At 74.0% G+C, this 21,142-nt stretch carries 19 protein-coding genes; 4 read left to right on the top strand and 15 right to left on the bottom strand.

The genetic code is table 11. The features are described 5' to 3' along the window. Nucleotides 1–19: 19 nt before the first annotated feature. Nucleotides 20–1,438, bottom strand: a complete 1,419-nt coding sequence (gene pyk, locus WCD74_RS15525) for a pyruvate kinase (protein ID WP_337695765.1) — start codon at nt 1,436–1,438, stop codon at nt 20–22. A 146-nt stretch (nt 1,439–1,584) separates the two neighbouring features. Between pyk and WCD74_RS15520 the strand changes: the two genes are divergently transcribed. Beyond that, nucleotides 1,585–2,853, top strand: a complete 1,269-nt coding sequence (locus WCD74_RS15520) for an AI-2E family transporter (protein WP_337695764.1) — start codon at nt 1,585–1,587, stop codon at nt 2,851–2,853. On the opposite strand, the gene WCD74_RS15515 is transcribed toward WCD74_RS15520, so the two are convergent. The 4 genes from WCD74_RS15515 to WCD74_RS15500 are packed head-to-tail and all read right to left on the bottom strand — an operon-like array spanning nt 2,828 to nt 7,155. Further along, a complete protein-coding gene (locus WCD74_RS15515) occupies nt 2,828–3,643 on the bottom strand; it encodes an enoyl-CoA hydratase/isomerase family protein (protein ID WP_337695763.1) in 816 nt (271 codons plus the stop codon). The two genes, WCD74_RS15520 and WCD74_RS15515, sit on opposite strands and share 26 nt — an antisense overlap. Further along, on the bottom strand, nt 3,630–5,264 hold the full coding sequence (locus WCD74_RS15510; protein ID WP_337695762.1) for a class I adenylate-forming enzyme family protein: 1,635 nt from the start codon (nt 5,262–5,264) through the stop codon (nt 3,630–3,632). The genes WCD74_RS15515 and WCD74_RS15510 overlap by 14 nt, the downstream gene beginning before the upstream one ends. After that, nucleotides 5,261–6,001, bottom strand: a complete 741-nt coding sequence (locus tag WCD74_RS15505) for an SDR family NAD(P)-dependent oxidoreductase (RefSeq protein ID WP_337695761.1) — start codon at nt 5,999–6,001, stop codon at nt 5,261–5,263. The genes WCD74_RS15510 and WCD74_RS15505 overlap by 4 nt, the downstream gene beginning before the upstream one ends. A gap of 11 nt (nt 6,002–6,012) precedes the next feature. Next, the gene (locus WCD74_RS15500) at nt 6,013–7,155 is read right to left on the bottom strand and encodes an acyl-CoA dehydrogenase family protein (RefSeq protein ID WP_337695760.1); all 1,143 of its coding nucleotides are present in this window, start codon (nt 7,153–7,155) and stop codon (nt 6,013–6,015) included. 84 nt (nt 7,156–7,239) lie between these two features. Between WCD74_RS15500 and WCD74_RS15495 the strand changes: the two genes are divergently transcribed. Then, nucleotides 7,240–7,839: a TetR/AcrR family transcriptional regulator gene (locus WCD74_RS15495; protein ID WP_337695759.1), complete on the top strand. Its 600-nt coding sequence runs from the start codon at nt 7,240–7,242 to the stop codon at nt 7,837–7,839. Here the strand turns inward: WCD74_RS15495 and WCD74_RS15490 are convergent. The 9 genes from WCD74_RS15490 to ruvC form a co-directional block, all read right to left on the bottom strand. Further along, nucleotides 7,823–10,126, bottom strand: a complete 2,304-nt coding sequence (locus WCD74_RS15490) for a RelA/SpoT family protein (protein ID WP_337696005.1) — start codon at nt 10,124–10,126, stop codon at nt 7,823–7,825. The genes WCD74_RS15495 and WCD74_RS15490 overlap by 17 nt on opposite strands. A 237-nt stretch (nt 10,127–10,363) precedes the next feature. Then, nucleotides 10,364–12,781 carry an FUSC family protein gene (locus tag WCD74_RS15485; protein WP_337695758.1) on the bottom strand — a complete coding sequence of 806 codons (2,418 nt, stop codon included), beginning with the start codon at nt 12,779–12,781 and terminating at the stop codon, nt 10,364–10,366. A 103-nt stretch (nt 12,782–12,884) separates the two neighbouring features. Continuing rightward, entirely contained in the window at nt 12,885–13,421 is a 537-nt protein-coding gene (locus WCD74_RS15480; RefSeq protein ID WP_337695757.1) for an adenine phosphoribosyltransferase, read from the bottom strand. Further along, nucleotides 13,418–14,749, bottom strand: a complete 1,332-nt coding sequence (gene secF / locus WCD74_RS15475; RefSeq protein WP_337695756.1) for a protein translocase subunit SecF — start codon at nt 14,747–14,749, stop codon at nt 13,418–13,420. The genes WCD74_RS15480 and secF overlap by 4 nt, the downstream gene beginning before the upstream one ends. Continuing rightward, nucleotides 14,746–16,491 (bottom strand): protein translocase subunit SecD, encoded by a 1,746-nt coding sequence (gene secD / locus WCD74_RS15470; RefSeq protein ID WP_337695755.1) that lies wholly within the window; start codon nt 16,489–16,491, stop codon nt 14,746–14,748. The genes secF and secD overlap by 4 nt, the downstream gene beginning before the upstream one ends. Before the next feature lie 218 nt (nt 16,492–16,709). Then, on the bottom strand, nt 16,710–17,141 hold the full coding sequence (yajC, locus tag WCD74_RS15465) for a preprotein translocase subunit YajC (RefSeq protein ID WP_337695754.1): 432 nt from the start codon (nt 17,139–17,141) through the stop codon (nt 16,710–16,712). 50 nt (nt 17,142–17,191) lie between these two features. Then, on the bottom strand, nt 17,192–18,265 hold the full coding sequence (ruvB, locus tag WCD74_RS15460; RefSeq protein ID WP_337695753.1) for a Holliday junction branch migration DNA helicase RuvB: 1,074 nt from the start codon (nt 18,263–18,265) through the stop codon (nt 17,192–17,194). Continuing rightward, nucleotides 18,262–18,888: a Holliday junction branch migration protein RuvA gene (gene ruvA / locus WCD74_RS15455; protein WP_337695752.1), complete on the bottom strand. Its 627-nt coding sequence runs from the start codon at nt 18,886–18,888 to the stop codon at nt 18,262–18,264. The genes ruvB and ruvA overlap by 4 nt, the downstream gene beginning before the upstream one ends. A gap of 94 nt (nt 18,889–18,982) precedes the next feature. Next, nucleotides 18,983–19,552, bottom strand: coding sequence for a crossover junction endodeoxyribonuclease RuvC (gene ruvC, locus WCD74_RS15450; RefSeq protein ID WP_337695751.1), 570 nt, complete (start codon nt 19,550–19,552; stop codon nt 18,983–18,985). Nucleotides 19,553–19,646: 94 nt separating this feature from the next. On the opposite strand from ruvC, the gene WCD74_RS15445 reads away from it, so the two are divergent. After that, complete coding sequence (locus WCD74_RS15445) at nt 19,647–20,114, top strand: nuclear transport factor 2 family protein (protein ID WP_337695750.1); 468 nt, start codon at nt 19,647–19,649, stop codon at nt 20,112–20,114. Between the two features lie 12 nt (nt 20,115–20,126). On the opposite strand, the gene WCD74_RS15440 is transcribed toward WCD74_RS15445, so the two are convergent. After that, on the bottom strand, nt 20,127–20,798 hold the full coding sequence (locus WCD74_RS15440; protein ID WP_337695749.1) for an alpha-ketoglutarate-dependent dioxygenase AlkB: 672 nt from the start codon (nt 20,796–20,798) through the stop codon (nt 20,127–20,129). Nucleotides 20,799–20,873: 75 nt separating this feature from the next. Between WCD74_RS15440 and WCD74_RS15435 the strand changes: the two genes are divergently transcribed. Continuing rightward, the gene (locus WCD74_RS15435) at nt 20,874–21,140 is read left to right on the top strand and encodes an acylphosphatase (RefSeq protein ID WP_337695748.1); all 267 of its coding nucleotides are present in this window, start codon (nt 20,874–20,876) and stop codon (nt 21,138–21,140) included. Nucleotides 21,141–21,142 lie beyond the last annotated feature (2 nt).

Here is a 21,142-nt window from a genome sequence, read left to right as displayed (position 1 = left end):
ATGATCGCGTACCCGGCCCCTAGTGCGTGTCGTCCCCGAGCCGGTGCACGCGGATCAGGTTGGTCTTGCCCGCCTGCCCGGGCGGCGACCCGGCGACCACGACGACGAGCTCGCCCGGCGCGAACCGGCCGATCTGCTGGATGGAGGCGTCGACCCGGGCGATCATCGCGTCGGTGGTCTCCTCCCACGGCACGAGGAAGGTCTCCACCCCCCACGACAGCGCGAGCTGCGAACGGATCGCGGGGACCGGGGTGAACGCCAGGACGGGCAGCCGGGTGTGCAGCCGGGCGAGGCGGCGCACGGTGTCGCCGGTTCGGGTGAACGCCACGAGAGCCCGCGCGTTCAGCCGCTCGCCGATGTCCCGCGCCGCCGTGGTCACCACGCCGCGCTGCGTGCGCGGCACGTGCTGGATCGCGGGCACCGAGGCCGGGCCGGACTCGACGGCCTGCACGATCCGCGACATCGTCTGGACCGTCTCGATCGGGTAGTCGCCGACCGAGGTCTCGCCGGAGAGCATGACCGCGTCCGCCCCGTCGAGGACGGCGTTCGCGACGTCGCTCGCCTCGGCCCGCGTCGGGCGGAAGTTGTGGATCATCGACTCGAGCATCTGCGTCGCGACGATCACCGGCTTGGCGTTCTCCCGCGCGATCTGCACCGCACGCTTCTGCACCAGCGGGACGTCCTCGAGCGCGAGTTCCACGCCGAGGTCGCCGCGCGCGACCATGACGGCGTCGAACGCCAGCACGATCGCCTCCAGCGCGTCGACCGCCTCCGGCTTCTCCAGCTTGGCGATGACCGGCAGCCGGCAGTCGTACTCGTCCATGATCTTGTGGACGAGCTCCGCGTCCGCGGGCGAGCGCACGAACGACAGCGCGATCATGTCCACGCGCAGCCCGAGCGCGAAGCGCAGGTCGGCCTCGTCCTTCTCGCTCATCGCGGGCACCGACACCGCGGTGCCGGGCAGCGAGATGCCCTTGTTGTCCGAGACCGTGCCGCCCTCGACGACGCGGCAGACCACATCGCGGCCCTCGACGTCGATGACCTCGACCGAGACGTTCCCGTCGTCGATCAGCAGCGACTCGCCGGCCCGCACGTCGTCGGCCAGGCCCTTGTAGGTGGTGGACACCCGGTCGTGCGTGCCGGCGACGTCCTCGGTGGTGATGCGGACGGTCTCGCCGGTGGCCCACGTCTGCGGCCCGTCGGTGAAGCGGCCGAGCCGGATCTTGGGGCCCTGCAGGTCGGCGAGGATGCCGACCGCGCGTCCCTGGGCGTCGGCGGCCTCGCGCACGAGGCGGTAGACCTCCGCGTGCTGGGCGTGCTCCCCGTGGGAGAAGTTCAGCCGGGCGACGTCCATCCCGGCCCGGACGAGGGCGTGGATCCGCTCCGGGGACGACGTCGACGGACCCAGCGTGCAGACGATCTTCGCGCGGCGGCTCACGCGGGACACCCTACGCCGTTCTGCACCGATCCAGGAGGGCCGGGACACACTCTTCCCGACGACGGGTCGGGGCCTCTCGGCCGCCACCCGGCCGACATCCCCTGGTCACCGGGCCGCCGACCCGGCGCGCGACTACGGTGACGCCCGTGGCGGCGCAGCGCGGTACGGAGCCGGGTGCCGGGGCGCCGGAGGTGGTCTCCGGGGTCGGGGTGCGCGGCGGCGACGCTCCGACGGCCGCCCCGTCCACCGACCCCGCCGCCCGCCCGCGGACGCGGTGGATGATCCCGCACGGCCTGGACGTGGCCGCCGGCCTGGCCTGGCGGGTCGTCCTCGTGGCCGCGGCCGGCGCGACCGTGATCTACGTGGCGGGGACGCTGTCGGTCGTCCTGGTCCCGGTGGTGCTCGCCCTGATCGCGGCCTCGTTGCTCGCGCCCGAGGCGCACGTCATGAGCTCGCGGGTGCGCTGGCTGCCGCACGCGGTCGCCACGGCGATCGTCATCATCGCGGGGCTCGCGGTGGTCGGCGGGGTCTTCACCGGGGTCGTCTACGCCTTCATCTCCGGGCTCCCGCAACTCACCAGCCAGCTCACGAACAGCTTCACCGAGATCCAGGCCTGGGTGCGCACCGGCCCGCTCGGGCTCAACAACCAGCAGTTCACCCAGATCGGCGACCAGTTCCTGACCAGCCTGCAGGAGAGCCAGGCGACGATCGCCGCGAGCGCCCTGGGGGCGGTCGGCACCGTCGGGGAGCTGTTCACCGAGGGTCTGCTCGCCCTGTTCACGCTGATCTTCCTCATCCACGACGGCGGGGCGATCTGGCGCTTCCTGCTCAAGGCCGTCCCGCGCACCGTCCGCGGCCGGGCGGACGTCGCCGGGCGCCGCGCGTTCGCGTCGCTGGTCGGCTACACCCGCGCGATCATCGTGGTCGCGTTCATCGACGCGGTGACCGCCGGGATCGGGCTCTGGCTGATCGGCGTCCCGCTGGCCGTGCCGCTCGCGGCGCTGATCTTCTTCGGGGCGTTCGTGCCCACCCTCGGCGCGGTGGTCTCCGGGGCGGTCGCCGCCCTCGTCGCCCTGGTCAGCGGGGGGATCACCGACGCCCTGCTGGTCGTGCTGCTGCTGCTCGCCGTCCAGAACCTCGAGGGCTACATCCTGCAGCCGCTGTTCCTGGGCAAGTCGATCAAGCTGCACCCGCTGGCGGTGGTCCTGCCGATCGCCTGCGGCCTGGTCGTCGCCGGCATTCCCGGTGCCCTGCTGGCCGTCCCGCTGGTGACGGTGCTGGACACCGGGATCCGGTCGCTGACCAGGCCGGGCGACGCGGACGTGGACCCGGCGTCGGTGAACCCGCTCGACCCGCGTAGCGCGCGCCCGGAGTTCGCCGACCCGACGATCAACGTGGGCGCTCCGGATCCGTGACCGACGGCCACGCGGGAGCCCGCTTCTCCCGCAGCGCCGCGACGCCCTCGTGCACGTCCGGGCCGAGGAAGCACAGCATCTCGTAGGCCGCCGACTGGTCGAACGTCGGACCCATCGCCCGCAGCCAGTTGTTCAGCGACTTCTTGGTCAGCCGGATGGCCTGCTGCGAGCCGGTGGCCAGCACGTCCGCGACGCGCAGCGCCTCGTCGAGCACCTGGTCGCGCGGCAGCGCCTTCGCCACCATCCCGAGCTTCTCCGCCTCGGCGCCGGTGACCATCTCGCCGGTCAGCAGGTAGTACCGCGCCTTGGCCATCCCGGCGAGCAGCGGCCAGATGATCGCCGCGTGGTCGCCCGCCGAGACGCCCAGCTTGACGTGCCCGTCGCCGAGCTTGGCGTCCTCCGCGGCGATCGCGACGTCGGCGAGCAGGGCCACCACCACGCCGGCGCCGACCGCGACCCCGTTGATCGCCGAGATGATGGGCTTCTCGCAGTCGATGATCCCGTAGACCAGCTCGGACATCTCCTTGAGCATGTGCGAGACCCGCGCGTGGTCACCCGCCATCCGCTCCACCATCGCGAGGTCGCCGCCCGCGGAGAACGCCTTTCCGGCGCCGGTCACCACCGCGACCCGCACCGACGGGTCCGCGTCCACGTCCCGCCACACCCGGGCCAGCTCGCCGTGGAGCTGCTCGTCGGTGGCGTTGTACTTGTCCGGGTTGTTGATCGTGATCAGCAGGACACCGTGCTCACGGCGCTCGAACAGCAGCTGCCCGTAGTCATCCCAGGACACTCGTTCCTCCTCGCACGTCGGTGAACAGCCCGGCCGCGACGTCCGCGGCCGCCTGCTCGGTCGCCCGGTAGTGAATCTTCTTCCCGGTCGCGGTGAGCGGCAGCGCGTCGACGAACCGGTACGCCCGCGGCCGCTTGTAGCGCGAGAGCATCGGGTGGTCGCGGCAGTGCGCCTCGCAGTCCGCGGCGCTCAGCGCCGGGTCGGCACGCACCACGTACGCGACCACCCGTCGCCCCCACCGCTCGTCGGGCACGCCCACGACCAGGGAGTCGGCGACGCCGGGCAACTCGTTGAGGGCCTCCTCGACCTGGACCGGGTGCACGTTCTCGCCCCCGGAGACGAGCATGTCGTCGGCCCGCCCGACGATCGTCACGAACTCCCCCGCGTCCCAGGTCGCGAGGTCGCCGAGGTGGATCCAGCCGTCGGCGTCGAACTTCGCCGCCTCCTGGTCGGGGGCGTTCACGTAGCCGTACCCGGCCTTCGGCGAGCGGACGATCACCTCCCCCACGGCCTCGCCGTCCTTCGGGACCTCCTCGCCCGCCCCGCCCCCGATCTCCACGACCCGCACCTCGTCGTCGGTGCACGCCCGCCCGGCGGCGCCCGCGTGATCCGGCAGATCGGTCGGGCGCAGGAACGTGTTCCAGAACGACTCCGTCGTCCCGTAGCCGTTGAAGATCCGCTCGGTGAGCACGGACTGGTAGCGCAGGCACGCCTCCCGCTCCAGCGGCGCTCCCATCGTGACGATGCCGCGCAACGTCGAGAGGTCCCGCGCCCGGCGCTCCTGGGCCGCCGCGAGCATCGCGAGGTTGGTCGGTGCGCCAATCAAGAACGTCAGCCCGTGCCGTTCGACGAGGTCGAGGACGTGCTCGGGGTCGAACGCGCGCAACGGCACGACCTGCGCGCCGACGTAGAACGCCGGGTTCGGCCCGCCCGAGTACAGCCCGCCGCGGTGGAACCACGGCGTCATGTTCAGCGTGACGTCCTCCGGCCCGAGCGGGAAGTGCATCGCCACGTCGTGCGCGCTGAACACCTCGACCAGGCTGTTCAGTGGGACGCCCTTCGGCATCCCGGTGGTGCCCGACGTGTAGAGCCGGGTGGTCTCGTCGTAGACCGACCCCTCCGGCGCCGGGACCGGCCCGCCGCCCGGCAGCAGGTCGGCGAGCGGCTCGCCCTCCCCCACCGCGATCACGACGTCGGGTCGGTGCGGGCTGCGGCGCAGCGCCTCGGCCACGGTCTCCTGCAACGAGGCGTCGTACACGAACACCCGCGGCGCGCTGTCGGCGAGCACGTGCGCCACCTCGCCGGACGCGAGCCGGAAGTTGATGGGCGAGCCGACGGCGCCGAGGGCCTGGGTGGCGAGGTAGAGGCGCGCGAACTCCGGGGAGTTGTAGAGCTGGAACGTGACGACGTCGCCCGGCCGGACGCCCGCGGCGGCCAGGCCGGCGGCGAGGCGGTCGACGTCCGCGGCGAGCTCGGTGTAGGTCCACGTGGTGCCGGTCGCCGGGTCGGTCATCGCCGTGCGGTCCGCGAACCGGGATGCGGTCCGCCGGAAGCCGGCGAGGTAGGTGAAGGAGTGCTCGAAGAAACGGCGGTACGCGGTGGGGTCGTACGTGTAGGTCATGACATCGACATCCCGCCGCTGACGCTCACCGTCTGACCGGTGACGAAGCCGGCCTCGTCCGAGGCGAGGAACGCGACCATCGGAGCCAGGTCACCGGGCTGCGCGAGGCGGCGCAGCGGGATGGCCCGGATCAGTCCGTCGCGGAGCTTGTCGTTCCCCTCGACCACGGAGGCGAACAGCGCGGTGTCCGTCGGCCCGGGGCACACGCAGTTGGCCCGCACCTGGTGGCGGGCCATCTCCCGCGCGATCGTCTTGGTGAAGGCGATGACCCCGCCCTTGGCCGCCGAGTAGACCGCCTCGCCGGAGGACCCGACCCGGCCGGCGTCGGAGCCGAGGTTGACCACCGCGCCGCCGCCCTGCTCCACCATCACCGGCAGCACGGCATGACAGGTGTTCAGCACGCCGTAGAGGTTGATCCCGACGATGCGGCCCCACCGGTCGGGGTCGGAGTCCACGAACGGCCCGACCTCGTCGTAGCCGGCGTTGTTCACCAGGACGTCGATCCGGCCGTGCTGCTCCACCACCTGGGCCACCAGGGCGTCGACCGCCGCGCGGTCGCTGACGTCGGCGGCGATGCCGGTGCCCCCGACCGTCTGCGCGGTGTCCTTCGCGGTCGCCTCGTCGACGTCGGTCGCGACGACCGTCGCGCCCTCGGTCGCCAGTGTCTCCGCGATCGCCCGCCCGATCCCGCGCCCGGCGCCGGTGACGATCGCGACCTTCCCGTCGTGCCTGCCCATCCGTGGTCCTCCTAGGGTGCGAGCGCCCGGCCCACGCGCTGCCGGGCGATGACGAGCTTCATGATCTGAGCGGTGCCGTCGCCGATCTGCAGACCGAGGACGTCCCGCATCCGCTGGTCGAACGGCTTCTCCGCGCGGTAGCCGTACTGCCCGTGCAGCAGCAGGCAGGTCGTGATCGCGTCGTGGGCGGTCTTCGGGGCCCACCACTTGCACATCGCGGCCTGCGCGGTGTGCGGGCGGCCGGTGTCCTTGCGCCACAGCGTCTCCAGGCACTGCAGGCGCGCGGCGGCGAGCAGGGTCTCCGCCTCCGCCAGCGGGAACGCGACGCCCTGCTGGGACGACAGCGGCCGGTCGAACGCCTCCCGCTCGGACACGTAGGCCCACGTCTCGTCGATCGACTGCTCGGCCGCCCCCAGGCACTGCAGGCCGATCAGCGCACGACTGAAGTCGAAGCCCTGCATCACCTGGCCGAACGCTCCGCCCTCGGCGCCGATCAGGTTCTCCGCCGGGACGTGCACGCCGTCGAGGTTCACCGCGCCCCGGCCCACGGCCGCCGTCCCGATGTCCGGGAAGGCCTCGCGTGTGACGCCCTCGGCGTCGAGCGGGACGAGGAACGCGCTGATCCCGCGGCCGCGCCCGGCCTCCTCGGTGCGCGCGAACACGACGACGGCCGCGGCGTCCGCCGCGAACGACAGCGACTTCGTCCCGTGCAGCAGCCACCCGTCGCCGTCCCGCATCGCCGTCATGCGGGGCACCCCGGCGTCCGACCCGCCGTGCGGCTCGGTCAGCCCGATCCCGACGACCTGGTCGCCGGACGTGATCCGCGGGACCCACTCCGCCGCCAGCTGCGGGGCATTCGCGACGAGGATCTGTCCCACGAGCGAGCCCACGACCTGCAGGTACACGACGTTCAGGTCGCCCCGCGCCAGCTCCTCGCAGATCAGACCGGTCGTGACGCGGTCCGTGCCCCGGCCGCCCACCTCGACCGGCAGCTCCGGCGCGATCAGGCCGAGACCACCCAGCTCCCGGCGCAGGGCCGGCTCGACGCGGCCGGCGCGCGCCCGCTCGGCGTACCCCGGCAGCAGCGTGCCCGTCGCGACCTCCCGGGCCGTGTCGCGGGCACGGCGCTGGGGGTCGGTGAGCTCGAAGTCCATCGTCGGCCTCCGTCCTGGTACTGACGAACGTGCCGAAGTTCGACCCAAGAGTCAAGAACCGGCTCGTGAGTTAGGCTGCTCGCCGTGAACCGGGTCCAGCGCAAGCGCGACGAGCGCGTCCGGCGCATCCTCGCGGCCGCGGCCGAGGTGTTCGGCGAGCGCGGCTACGAGGCGTCGACGCTCGAGGAGGTCGCGGAGCGGCTCGACGTCACGAAGGGCTCGCTGTACTACTACTTCGCCGGCAAGGACGAGCTGGCCACGGCCGCGATCGAGACGCTGGGGACCGACTGGACCGAGCGCCTGGAGGCCCTGGCGGAGTCCCTGGTCGACACCCCGCGGGCCGAGCGGCTGCGGACCCTGCTGCGCGAGCACATCGCGATCGCCGTGCTCGAGTACCCCGCGGCCCTGCGTCTGTTCCTGGTCCCCGACTCCTGGCCGGCCGCACTCCGCGCCCGCATCCGTGAGCTCCGCCGCCGCCACGACCAGGTGTTCCGGCGGGAGGTCACCACCGGCGTCGCCGCCGGGGAGTTCCGCGTGGTGTCGGTCGATGCGACCCTGCAGGCGATGCACGCCACGATGAGCCAGGCGCCGCTGTGGTGCTCGCACCTGGCCGCGGAGGCCCGCGAGCAGGCGATGGACGACCTGGCCGACACCCTGCTGGGGCTGGTCAGCTCGCCGAGGTGACCCGGTACACGTCGTAGACGCCCTCGACGTTGCGGACCACCCGCAGGACGTGGCCGAGGTGCTTCGGGTCGCCCATCTCGAAGCTGAACCGGCTCACGGCCACGCGGTCACGGCTCGTCGTCACCGACGCGGACAGGATGTTGACCTTCTCGTCCGCGAGCGCCTTGGTGATGTCGGAGAGCAGCCGGTGCCGGTCGAGCGCCTCGACCTGGATCGCGACCAGGAAGACCGCGGTCGACGACGAGGCCCAGCTGACGTCCATGAGCCGCTCGGGCTCCGAGCGCAGGTCGTCGGCGTTGGTGCAGTCGGTCCGGTGGACCGAGACCCCGCCGCCGCGGGTGACGAAGCCGAGGATGTCGTCGCCGGGGACCGGCGTGCAGCAGCGGGCGAGCTTGATCCACAGGTCGGTGGAGGAGTCGCCGTCGTCGTCCATCCCGTTGACGACGACGCCGACGTCGCCCGTGCCGCGGCGGCGCTGGACCGTCGAGGGCGTGGCGCGCTCGGCGAGCTCGTCCTCGTTCTGCTCGACGCCGCCGAGCAGCGCGACGAGGCGCTGCACCACGTGGCGGGCGGACACGTGGTGCTCCCCCACCGCGGCGTACAGCGCGGAGACGTCGGAGTAGCGCAGCTCGCGGGCCAGCGCCCCCATCGAGTCGGCACTGACGAGGCGCTGCAGGGGCAGGCCGGTGCGGCGCGCCTCGCGGGTGATCGAGTCCTTGCCCTCCTCGATCGCCTCCTCACGACGCTCCTTGGCGAACCACTGCTTGATCTTCTGCTTCGCGCGCGGCGAGGAGACGAAGCCGATCCAGTCCTTCGACGGCCCGGCGCCCTCGGCCTTCGAGGTGAAGATCTCGACGACCTCGCCGTTCTCGAGCTGCCGCTCGAGCGCCACCAGGCGGCCGTTGACCCGGGAGCCGATGCACTTGTTGCCGACCTCGGTGTGCACCGCGTACGCGAAGTCCACCGGGGTGGATCCGGCGGGCAGGGTGATCACGTCGCCCTTGGGGGTGAACACGAAGATCTCGCGGGTCGCGAGGTCGTAGCGCAGCGACTCCAGGAACTCGCCCGGGTCGGCCGCCTCCCGCTGCCAGTCCAGGAGCTGGCGCATCCAGGCCATCTCGTCGAGCTCGAGCCCGGCGGCCCCGTGGACGCCCTTCGTCTCCTTGTACCGCCAGTGCGCCGCGATCCCGTACTCGGCGGTGCGGTGCATCTCGTGGGTGCGGATCTGCACCTCGAGCGGCTGTCCGTCCGGCCCGATCACGGTGGTGTGCAGGGACTGGTAGACCCCGAAGCGCGGCTGGGCGATGTAGTCCTTGAAGCGGCCCGGCATCGGCTGCCACAGGGCGTGGACCATGCCCATCGCGGCGTAGCAGTCGCGCACGTCCTCGACCAGGATGCGCACGCCCACCAGGTCGTGGATGTCGTCGAAGTCCTTACCCTTGACGATCATCTTCTGGTAGATCGAGTAGTAGTGCTTGGGTCGGCCGAGCACCTCGGCCTTGACCCGCGCGGCCTCGAGCTGCCCGGACACCTCGTCGATCACGGTGTGCAGGTAGGTGTCGCGCGACGGGGCGCGGTCGGCCACGAGGCGGACGATCTCGTCGTAGCGCTTGGGGTGCAGGATCGCGAACGCGAGGTCCTCGAGCTCCCACTTGACCGTCGACATCCCCAGCCGGTGGGCCAGCGGCGCGAGCACCTCGAGGGTCTCGCGCGCCTTCTTGGCCTGCTTCTCGGGCTTGAGGAAGCGCATCGTGCGCATGTTGTGCAGCCGATCGGCCAGCTTGATGACGAGCACCCGCGGGTCGCGCGCCATCGCCACGACCATCTTGCGGATCGTCTCCGCCTCGGCCGCCGCCCCGAGCTGGACCTTGTCGAGCTTCGTGACCCCGTCGACGAGGTGGGCGACCTCGGCCCCGAAGTCCCCCGAGAGCTTCTCGAGGGAGTAGTCGGTGTCCTCGACGGTGTCGTGCAGCAGCGCGGCGGTCAGCGTCGTGGTGTCCATGCCGAGCTCGGCGAGGATCGTCGCGACCGCGAGGGGGTGGGTGATGTACGGGTCGCCGGACTTGCGCATCTGGCCCTCGTGGGAGGCCTCCGCGGTGTCATAGGCGCGCTGCAGGATCGCGAGGTCGGCGCTGGGGTGCAGCTCCCGGTGCACCGTGGCGAGCGGCTCGAGGACCGGCTTGACCGGCCCGGTGCGCTGCGCGGTGATCCGCCGGGCGATGCGGGCGCGCACGCGGCGGGTGGCGGAGCGCGGCCGCCCGGTGGCGGCGCCCCCGACGGGCTCCAGACGGCGGGCCTCCCGCGGCTCGGCGTGCCCGACCTCGGGCAGGTCCGGGCCGCCCTCGGCGGCGGACGACCCCGTGTCCTCGGCGACCGTCTCGGCCGGCCCCACGTCCTGGCTCACGGTCACCTCCGCTGGTCCGGCGCCGGCCCGGGGGCAGGACGCCGTCGTGGTCGGATCGTTCCAGACTAGGTCAGGACACGGGCCGGTGTCCGTCGGCCCCGCTCGCCGGCCGCCGTCCGGTCACCCTCCGTCGGCGGCTCGCCCGCCCACCGGTCCGGACGCCGGCGTGACTCGGCGAGCGGTCGCCGGGCGGGGGGCGGGGCCGGTCGCCCGGAGCACGATGCCGTGCTCCCCCGGCCCGGACACCCGTCCGGCGTGCGGGGCGTGTCCGGCCGCCGCGACGACCAGTTGCCACGACCGCTCCTCCGGCGCGACCGCGACCGCGAAGCGGCCGTCGTCGTCGGAGCGGACCCGGGCCCGCTGCGCGCCGTTGCCGTCCACGAGGGTGACGACGGCGGGCAGGCCGCGGCCGCCGTCGTCGGTCACGCGGCCGTGCAGGCCGGTCCCGACGGCGGGTGGTGCGGCCGGGGCGGCCGGGGCGACCGGGGCGACGGTGGGGTCGATCTCGTGCAGCGCGACGAGGGCGCCGTGCAGGGCCGCCAGCTCCGCGAGCAGGTCGTCGGGGCCGTCGTCGGGCGGCCGGTGCCGGTGCTCGCCGGGGTCGCGCCCCTCCGCGAGCGCGTCCACCAGTCCCTGCACCGCGCGCACGGCGGCGCCGACCCGGTCGTGGCGCTCCGCGGGGTCGGACCGCCGGGTGCGCTCCAGCTCCTCCGCGGCCTCGACGAGGGCGCGCACCCGCACCGCGCAGCGGACCCAGGCGGCGAGCCGCCGGACGAGCAGCGGCCGCCGCCGCGCACCCCCGGGAACGGTGCGCAGCGAGAGCGGCACCCCGATCAGCGCGAGCTGGTGGACCGCGGCGTCCAGGGACCGGGCGCGGGCGTGCAGGTCGGGACGCGCCCCCGGACGGCCACCGGGGTGCACGAGCGCCGCGACGTCGCCCGTCGCGGCGCGCAGCTCCTCGGCCAGCCGGGCGCGGGCCGCGTGCTCGGCGCGCACCGCCGTCGTCGGGAGGAAGGTCACCGCGACGATGCCGCCGACGAGCGCTCCCAGCGCGGTCTCCCCCACGCGCAGCGCGAGCAGGCCGCCGGAGTAGGTCCCGAGCAGCTCGTACAGCTCCGCGACCACGAGGGTGATCGCGAACGCCAGCGAGGTGTAGGAGACCCGGAAGAGGTAGAAGCCCGCGAAGATGGCCACGAGGATGACCGCGAGCGCGACCGCGGGCGACGGGCCGAGCAGCGGGACGACGACGAGGGCGACCACCACCCCGACCACGGTGCCGACCGTCCGCTGGACCGCCTTGCGCACCGTCTCGGCCGCGGTGGCGGTGCCCGTGAACGCCAGGAAGCACGCGAGGACCGCCCAGTACCAGCGCTGCCCGGAGACGGCGTCGCCCAGCGCGATCGACAGCCCGCCGGCGAGCGCGATCTGCAGCGCCTGCCGGGTGCTGAGGAGCAGCCCCGCGCCCGCGTGGCCGCCGGCGGCGCCCTCGTCCGGTGCCACCATCGGCCCGACGGTGACCGCGCTGCCGGGCAGGAACCCGGCGAAGAGCTCCGCGGCCGGCGCGAACGGCACCGGCTCGTCGTCGCCCACGCCGCGCCGCGGCCGGGCGTGCCGGTCGTCGTCGAGCACCGCGTCCAGGTCCGCCAAGGCGGCGTCCACGCCGTCGGGGTCACCCGGGTCGTCGAGGGCGCGGGCCAGCGCCGCCTCGGCGCGCAGCACCGCCGCCCGCACGTCGCCCGCCCGGTGCGGGTCGGCCAGGGCGCCCGGGACCGCGAGCTGGCCGTCGACGAGCACCGCGGCCTCGTTGACGCGCAGCACCGCGCGGTCGGCGGCGGTCTCGTCGCGGCGACGCCACGGAGGTCGCCGGTCGGGGTCGCGGTGCTCGGCGAGGGCGATCCGCGTCCGGGCCGCGAACGCGTCGACCATCCGCTGCAACCGGCGGGCCGGCCGCTGCGGGGCCACGACCAGCGCGATCACCAGCAGCAGGACCGTCGTGGTCGCGACCGCGGCCAGCACGACCGGCAGCTGGGCGAACGACAGCTGCAGGAACAGGGCGATGAAGTAGCCCATCCACGCGACCATCCCGCAGGCGAAGGCGCGCGGCCCGAACCGGCGCACCCAGACCGCCGCGAACATCACGACCACGAACACCAGCAGCGAGAGCACCCGGTGCCGGTCGACCAGGGTGCTCACCGTGATCCCGGCGAGCATCGCGACCGGGAGGCAGAGCTGGGTGAGCGCCCGACCGGCCGGGGTCGGGTCGGACGCGGTGAACGTCGTGATCATCGTCAGCACCGCCCCGAGCACGATCACGACGACGGCCTGGTTGCCGGCCAGCCCGAGCAGGCTCGCGAGCAGCGCGGCGACACCGAGCGCGACGCCGAGCGTGACCGCGGCGCGGGTGGCGAGGGTCAGGCGCACGTTGCCCGGGTCCGAGGCCAGGAGCCGGTCACGGACGCCGGTCCGACGCCCTCCGGAGGAGCTGGTGGGGCCGGTCGGGCCGACCCCCGCCGTTCGCCTGGTCGCCTGGGTCGTCATCCGCCTCCTCGATCGCCGACCTAGATGTTAGCTGCCGCAACCATCAGGTCGGGACGAGACCCGGGAGACGTCCGGCGACGTGTGGCCGATCCCTCGCCTCGGGTCAGCGCCGGAGCACGGTGTGCACGGGTCGCCCGCCGAGGCGCTCGCGCCCACCGAGGGCGGGCAGCTCGAGCACCACGGAGAACGCCGTCACCTGCGCACCCTGGCTCTCGACCAGTTCGCTCGCCGCGGCCGCGGTGCCGCCCGTGGCCAGCACGTCGTCGACGAGCAGGACCCGGGCCCCGGACGCGAGCACCCCCGCGGGCAGCTCCAGCGTGGCCGACCCGTACTCCAGGTCGTAGGAGCGGGACGCCGCGACCGCGGGGAGCTTGCCGTGCTTGCGGACCGGCACGATGCCGAGCCCGAGCGCGTGCGCGACCGCCGCGCCCAGCAGGAACCCGCGCGCCTCGATCCCGACGACCACGTCGACCGGCGTCTCCGCGGCGGGGGCGCTGAGCAGCCGCGTCGTGGCCGCCAGCCCCTCGCCGTCCGCGAGGACCGGGGTGAGGTCCCAGAACCGGATGCCGGGTCCGGGGAAGTCCGGCACGTCGCGCAGGAGCTGCTCGACAGTGCCGGCGTCGGTCCCGGTGGGGCTCACCGGCGGCGCTTGCCGCTGGGGCGACCGGACTTCCCGGCCGGACGGGCGCCCGGTCGGGGGGCGGCGGCCGCGCCGGCACCGCTGCCGGAGGTGACACCGCCGCGGGGTGCGCCGGCGGCGGCGGCGACCGCGCGCGAGTCCAGGACGTCGGTGCTCTCCCCCGCCGCCCGGGCGGGGTCGTCGGTGCGGCGGGTGTTCTTCGCCCGCCGCGCCGCGACGCGCTGGGCCTGCTGGACCCACACCCGGTCGCGCATCGCGAGGTCGACGACGATCGGTGTCGCCAGCAGCACCGAGGACGCGGCCCCGACGATGGTGCCGACGAGCTGGACGAGCGCCAGGTCGCCCAGGACGCCGACGCCGAGCAGGACCACGCCGATGACGAAGAGCCCGATCAGGGGCAGGGCCGCGATGAGCGAGGTGTTCAGCGAGCGCATCAGGGTCTGGTTGACCGCGAGGTTCGCCGCCTCGGCGTAGGTGCGGCGGGTCAGCCCCTGCAGCCCGCGGGTGTTCTCCCGGACCTTGTCGAACACGACGACGGTGTCGTACAGCGAGAAGCCCAGGATGGTCAGCAACCCGATGACGGTGGCCGGGGACACCTCGAAGCCGACCAGGGAGTACACGCCCGCGGTGATGATGATGTCGTTGGCCAGCGCGACCATCGCGGCGAACGCCATGCGGCGCTCGAAGTAGAACGCCAGGTAGACCGAGACGAGCACCAGGAACACCACGAGGGCGATCAGCGCCTGCCGCGTGATCTCGCCGCCCCAGCTCGCGCTCACGGCGCTGTCGCTGACCGCGTTCGGATCCGGCGCCCCGGCCGCGTCGAGGGGCTGGAAACGGTTGAACAGCGCCTCGCGGAGCGCGACCACCTCGGCCTGCGAGAGCCGGTCGGACTTGATCAGGACCGTGGCGGAGTCGCCGGCGCCCGCGGCCTGCACCGTCTCGGCCGGGCGGCCGACCGACTGGTCGAAGACCTCCTGGACCTGGGAGACCTCCGCGACCCCGGTCGCGCCGCGCGCCGGGAACTGCACCGACGTGCCGCCCTCGAAGTCGATCGAGAAGTTGAACCCGCGCAGGATCATCGACAGCAGGCAGACGACGATCAGCGCACCGAAGACCGCGTACCAGGTCTTCGAGCGCCCGACGATGTCCAGCCCGCCGTTGCCCTCGTAGAGCGAGTCGAGCCGGCTGCGCCGACCGCGCCGCCCTGCGGCCGCGGCCGGCTCGTCGTCGGCGTCGGGCTCGACGTCGTCGGCGAGGGCGTCCTCGGGCTCGTCGAGATCGCCGGCGTCGGTGGGGCCGCGGTCGCGGCCGCCTGCGCGGGTCATCGGGCACCTCCGCGGCCGGAGCCGCTGCGCGTGGTCGATCGGGTGGTGGTGCTGCGCCGGGCGCCGTCGGGGCGGGCGCCGACGCGTGGCGTGGCCCCGGGCCGCGGACCGGAGCGCCCGGTCTGGTTCGCCACCTTGCCCAGACCCGACCACGCGGGGCTCGCGAAGAGGTTCGAGTTCGAGGCGAGGGCGAGCAGCGGGTGGGTGACCAGGAAGACGACGACGAGGTCGAGGATCGTCGACATCCCCAGGGTGAACGCGAAGCCGCGGACCTGACCCACGGCGAGCACGTAGAGCACCACCGCGGCCAGGAAGCTCACCGCGTCGCCGGAGAGGATCGTGCGCCGCGCCCGCGTCCACCCGCGGGGTACCGCGGAGCGGAAGCTGCGCCCCTCGCGCATCTCGTCCTTGATCCGTTCGAAGAAGATGACGAACGAGTCCGCGGTGATGCCGATCGCGACGATGAAGCCGGCGACCCCGGCCAGGTCGAGGGTGAACCCGATCCCACGCCCGAGCAGGACCAGCACCGCGTAGACGATCAGGCCCGAGAGCACCAGCGACAGGATCGTCAGGACCCCGAGCGCGCGGTAGTAGAACAGCGAGTAGACGAAGACCAGGATCAGCCCGATCACGCCCGCGATCAGGCCCGCCTGCAGCGAGGCCAGCCCGAGCGTCGCGGAGATGGTCTGGGCGTCGGAGGTGTCGAAGGACAGCGGCAGCGAGCCGTAGCGCAGGACGTTCGCCAGGTCCTGCGCCGACTGCTGGTTGAAGTTGCCGCTGACCTGCGAGTTCCCGGCCGGCTGGGCTGCCTGGATCACCGGCGCCGAGACGACCTGGGAGTCCAGGGTGAACGCGACGGCCTGACCGATGTTCGCGCCCGTGTACTGCGCCCAGATCCCGGCGCCCGCGGACTTGAAGTCGACGTTGATGACGTAGCCCGCGCCCTGCGGGTTCGGCGCCGCGGTCGCGCCCGCGACCTCTGTGCCGGAGAGGATCGACGGGCCGAGCACGTACTTGGCCGTCCCCTCGCGGTCGCACGCGACGAGGGGCCGGGTCGGGTCGTCGTAGCCCCGCAGCGGGTCGTCCGCGGCGCAGTTCAGCGTGGTGAGGGCCTGCGCCTGCACGGCCGGGTCGGCGCTCTGCCGGGTCTCCTTGGCCTGGGCGATCGCCGCCGCGAGCCGCGGGTCCTGCGAGGTGGCGCCCCCCGGGGAGGGAGCCGGCGGCGGCGTCGGGTCCTGCGCGGGCAGCCGCACCGACTGGCCGCCCGGCGCCTGGCCGGGCGTGGCGGCCCCGCCGCCCCCGGCGGGTGCCTGGCCGGGCCGGCCCGGCTGCTGGCCGGGCGCGGCCGCGGGCGGGGTGGCCGCGACCGGGCCGTTGGTGACGGGCCGGAAGTACAGCTGCGCGGTCTGACCGAGGCTCCGGGCCTGGTCGCCGGAGCTGCCCGGGACCGTGATGACGAGGTTGTTGCCGTTCTGCACGACCTCCGCGCCGGACACGCCGAGCCCGTTGACGCGCTGCTCGATGATCTGGCGCGCGAGGTTGAGCTGCTCGTCGGTCGGCGCCGCCCCGGTCTCGGTCCGTGCGGTCAGGGTGACCTGCGTGCCGCCCTGCAGGTCGATGCCGAGCTTCGGCGTCGGCCGACCGTCGCCGGTGAGGAACACCAGGCCGTACAGGACCGCCACGATGGCCACGAAGACGGCCAGGTAGCGCCCGGGCCGGAACCGGACGGTGGGAGGGGCCACGCTGCGAACTCCAGGGTCAGGCGGGATCGAGTCCTCGGGTCGGTCCTCGCGCCGGGTGGTCCGGACGATCCGGACACCCGGGCATCCACGTGCCCGGGCGCTGCGACCGCGTGGCCGCAGCCGCCCGTGAAGGACCTGACCGCAGGGTAGGACCACCCTCCGACGACGACCGCACCCGGCCCGCGGCGGACGGCGATCGGCCGTCCGCTACACGGGGCTCAGTTGTTGCGCGTCTCCTTCGAGCCCGCGGAGACCCCGTTGCCGGTCGGGGCATCCGTCGGCTCGGTGGTCGTCGCCGTGACGGGCGCCTGCACCGTGGTCGACGAGGCGGCGGGCTCCAGCACCTCGGGCTCGGTCCCGTCCACGTCGGCCAGGTCGTCGGCGTGCTCGGTCTCGGTGGAGAGCTTCTCCCGCACCGCGGCCCGCAGCCACGTGGTGATCACCTCGGGGGCGATCTCGAGGTCGATCGTGCGCTCGTCCTCGGTGTCGACGACGGTGCCGCTGATCCCGCTCGTCATCAGGACGACGTCGCCGACCTGGATCGAGTTCTGCAGGTTCTCCTGCTGCTGCTGCTGCTTCTTCCGCTGGCGGTTCGAGAAGAAGATCATGCCGATCATGAAGACGATCAGCAGGGGGAAGAGGAGGTCCATCTCTCTCCGATCCGGGTACTCGGTGTGGTCTGTCCCCCGAGTCTGCCAGCTCAGCCGAACAGCGTCGGCGGACCCTGGGCGTCCGGTTCGTCCGCGACGTCGGGTTCGGGGGGCCGCTCCCCCAGGTGCCGCCACGCGGCCGGCGTCGCCACGCGGCCCCGCGGGGTGCGCGCCAGCATCCCCGCCCGGACCAGGTAGGGCTCGCAGACCTCCTCGACGGTGCCCGGCTCCTCCCCCACCGCCACGGCCAGCGTCGAGACCCCGACGGGCCCGCCGCCGAAGGACCGCACCAGCGCGCCGAGCACCGCCCGGTCCAGCCGGTCGAGGCCCAGCTCGTCGACGTCGTACACGGCGAGGGCGGCGCGGGCGACCTCGCGGGTCACCCGCCCGTCGGCACGCACCTCGGCGTAGTCGCGCACCCGGCGCAGCAGCCGGTTGGCGATCCGGGGCGTCCCGCGTGAGCGGTGCGCGATCTCCCGGCCGCCGTCGGCCACCAGGTCGACGTCGAGGATCCGGGCACTGCGTGCCACGACCAGCTCGAGGTCCTCCGGGTCGTAGAACTCCATGTGCCCCGTGAAGCCGAACCGGTCGCGCAGCGGGCCGGTGAGCGAGCCCGCGCGCGTGGTGGCCCCGACCAGCGTGAACGGGGCGACGTCGAGCGGGATGGAGGTGGCGCCCGGTCCCTTGCCCACCACGATGTCGACCCGGAAGTCCTCCATCGCGAGGTAGAGCATCTCCTCGGCGGGCCGCGCCATCCGGTGGATCTCGTCGATGAACAGGACGTCGCCCTCGACGAGGTTGGACAGCATCGCGGCGAGGTCGCCCGCGCGCTCCAGGGCCGGCCCGCTCGTGATGCGCACGGCGCTGCCCAGCTCGGTGCCGATGATCATCGCGAGGCTGGTCTTGCCGAGGCCGGGCGGCCCGGAGAGCAGCACGTGGTCGGGCGGGCTGCCGCGACGCAGCGCCCCCTGCAGCACGAGGTCGAGCTGCTCGCGCACGCGCGGCTGCCCGATGAACTCCTCGAGCCGGGCGGGCCGCAGCCGGTTCTCCAGGTCGGACTCGCCGACCTCCCGGGTGGCCGCGAGGGCGCGTTCGAGGTCGGCGGAGAGCTCGTCGCCGCTCACCGGTTCGGGCCCAGGCGGTGCAGGGCCGCCCGCAGCACCGCCGACGAGCCGGCGTCCTCCCCGAGCGCGCCCACCGTCTCGTCCACCGCCTTCTCGGCCGGCTTCGCGGCGAACCCGAGGCCGACGAGGGCCTCGACCACCTGGTCGCGCATCGTCCCGGACGCGACGACGGAGCCGGACGGGAGGTCCTCCGCGCCGAGCTGCTCGGCCCCGGCCGCCTCCGGCGGGGCCACCTTGTCGCGCAGCTCCACCACCAGCCGCTCGGCCCCCTTGCGGCCGATGCCCGGCACGCTCATCAGCGTCGTGAGGTTGCCGTCGGCCAGCGCCCGCGACAGGGCCGCGGGGTCGAGCACCGCCAGGGTGGCGAGCGCGAGTCGCGGCCCGACCCCGGTGACGGTCTGCAGGAGCCCGAACAGCTCGCGTTCGGCGGCATCGGCGAACCCGAACAGGGTGAGCGAGTCCTCGCGGACGACCAGCGCCGTCTCCAGCCGGGCGCTCTGCCCGCGGCGCAGCCCCGCCAGCGTGGTGGGCGTGGCCTGCACCGCCATCCCGACCCCGCCGACCTCGACCACGGCGTGGTCGAGCCCCACCGACAGGACCTCCCCGCGCACCGACGAGATCATCGCCCGCTCCTCACGCTCACGAACACGTGTTCGACACGCTACCGCGGGGGTCCGACGGCACCCTCCCGACCCGCCGTCACGCGGTCGGGGGACCTCACCGCGCCCGGCGGCGGGTCGCGGCCGCCAGCTTGGCGGCGTGCACCCGGGACACCTCGGCGGCCCGGGCCTGCGCCTCGGCCATCCGCGCGGCCATGGGCGCGCGCCAGCAGTGGCAGACGGCGAGCGCGAGCGCGTCCGCGGCGTCGGCCGGCTTCGGCGCGGCGTCGAGGGCGAGGACCCGGGTGATCATCGTGGTCACCTGCGCCTTGTCCGCCCGGCCCGAGCCGGTCACGGCCGCCTTCACCTCCGACGGCGTGTGGAACGCGACGGGCAGCCCCGCCCGGCCGGCCACGAGGGCCACGACGCCGCCGGCCTGCGCGGTGCCGATCACCGAGCGGACGTTGTGCTGGCTGAACACCCGCTCCACGGCGACGACGTCCGGGCGGTGCTCGGCGATCCAGCGCTCGACCGCGTCGGCGATCGCGCCGAGCCGGGCGGCCACGTCGTCGTCGGGCGGCGTGCGCACCACGTCCACGGCGACGGCCCGGACCTCCCGTCCGCCGCCGCCCTCGACCACGCCCAGACCGCACCGTGTCAGCCCCGGGTCGACACCCAGCACCCGCATCGTCCCGCTCCGCTCACCCGACTCCCGCGGCACGCTACCGACCGCCGGGGCGCGGCCCGGACGGCGACGCGCGCGCCGTGGTGAGCTGCTCGTCATGAACAGCCCGTCCGAGGAGCCCCGCCCCCCGTTCCCCCCGTTCGACGCCGAGGCCGCGGCCCGCAAGGTGCTCGCCGCGGAGAACGCCTGGAACACCCGCGACCCCGAGCGGGTCGCCCTCGCCTACACCGCGGACACGGTGTGGCGGAACCGGGACGAGTGGGTGCACGGACGCGCGGAGGTGGTGGCCTTCCTGGCCCGCAAGTGGGAGCGCGAGCTCGACTACGCGCTGCGCAAGGCCCTCTGGACGTTCGGCGGGAACCGCATCGCGGTGCGCTTCCAGTACGAGTGCCGTGACGACGACGGGCAGTGGTGGCGCTGCTACGGCAACGAGAACTGGGAGTTCGCCGAGAACGGTCTGATGCGCCGACGCGAGGCGAGCATCAACGACCTGCGGATCGACGAGGCCGAGCGGCGCATCGTCGGGCCCCGCGCCGAGGGCGACACCGCGGAGATCCCGGTCTGAGAGCGCCCGGGCTCACCGCAGGGCCCACGCCGGGATCTCCCGCGCCCGCTCGGAGCGCGCGGCGACCGGGCCGGGGTCGGAGTGCCGGAAGGTCACGCTGATCCGCGGCCCGGCCCCGGGGTCCTTCGGCACGGTGTGCTGCCACTCGTGCTGACAGCGCCCGCCCATGACCAGCAGGTCTCCCCCGCAGACGGTCAACCACCGGGTGGTGCCCGCCCCGGGACCCACCGGACGCAGGCCGAACCGACGCGGGGCGCCGAGCGACACGATCGCGACCACGGGGGACGGATGGGTGAAGCGGACCCGGTCGCCGTGCCAGGCCACCGAGTCCGCGCCGTCGCGGTAGAAGTTCGCCGACACCCGGTCGAACGCCTCGCCGTAGCGTGCGGACAGCTCCGCCCCCAGCTCCGGCGCCGGGCCGGGCGCCTCGTCCAGCGCCCACCCGCACGTGAGCCGCGGCTCGACGATCTCCTGGTCGAACATCTTCCGCCGCCGCTGGTTCCACGGCACCTCCCGGACGAGCCGGGAGAACCACTCCTCGGCGCCCGGTAGCCAGCCGGGCACGACGTCCACCCAGGACCGCTCGTCGAGCCGCGTCCGGTGCGCGCCCGACCACGAGGGACCGGCGCCGGGCCCGTGGAGCGCGACGTCGTCGAACAGGGAGGGGGTGAACACGGCCGTCATGGGCTACAGTCGAACACACGTTCGATCGACGGGCAAGCGGCATCACCCGGCTGCCGTCAGGGTACGGAGCTGCTCATGAGCGCCCGGCACCTCGTCGTCCACGGCACCGTCCAGGGTGTGTTCTTCCGCGCGAGCGCGGAGCAGGAGGCGCAGCGGCTCGGCGTCGCCGGGTGGGTCCGCAACCGGTCCGACGGCACGGTCGAGATGCTGGTGGAGGGCGCCGAGGACGCGGTCGGGAGCATGGTGCGGTGGGCGCACGAGGGGCCGGCCCGGGCCGAGGTCACCGGGGTGGACGTCAGCGAGGCCGAGCCCGCGGGGCTCGACGGCTTCACCCAGCGGTGAGG

Origin of the sequence: Actinomycetospora aurantiaca (assembly GCF_037401875.1) — a bacterium.
Taxonomy (GTDB): Bacteria; Actinomycetota; Actinomycetes; order Mycobacteriales; family Pseudonocardiaceae; genus Actinomycetospora; species Actinomycetospora aurantiaca.
This window is presented reverse-complemented; position numbering and strand designations above follow the sequence as displayed.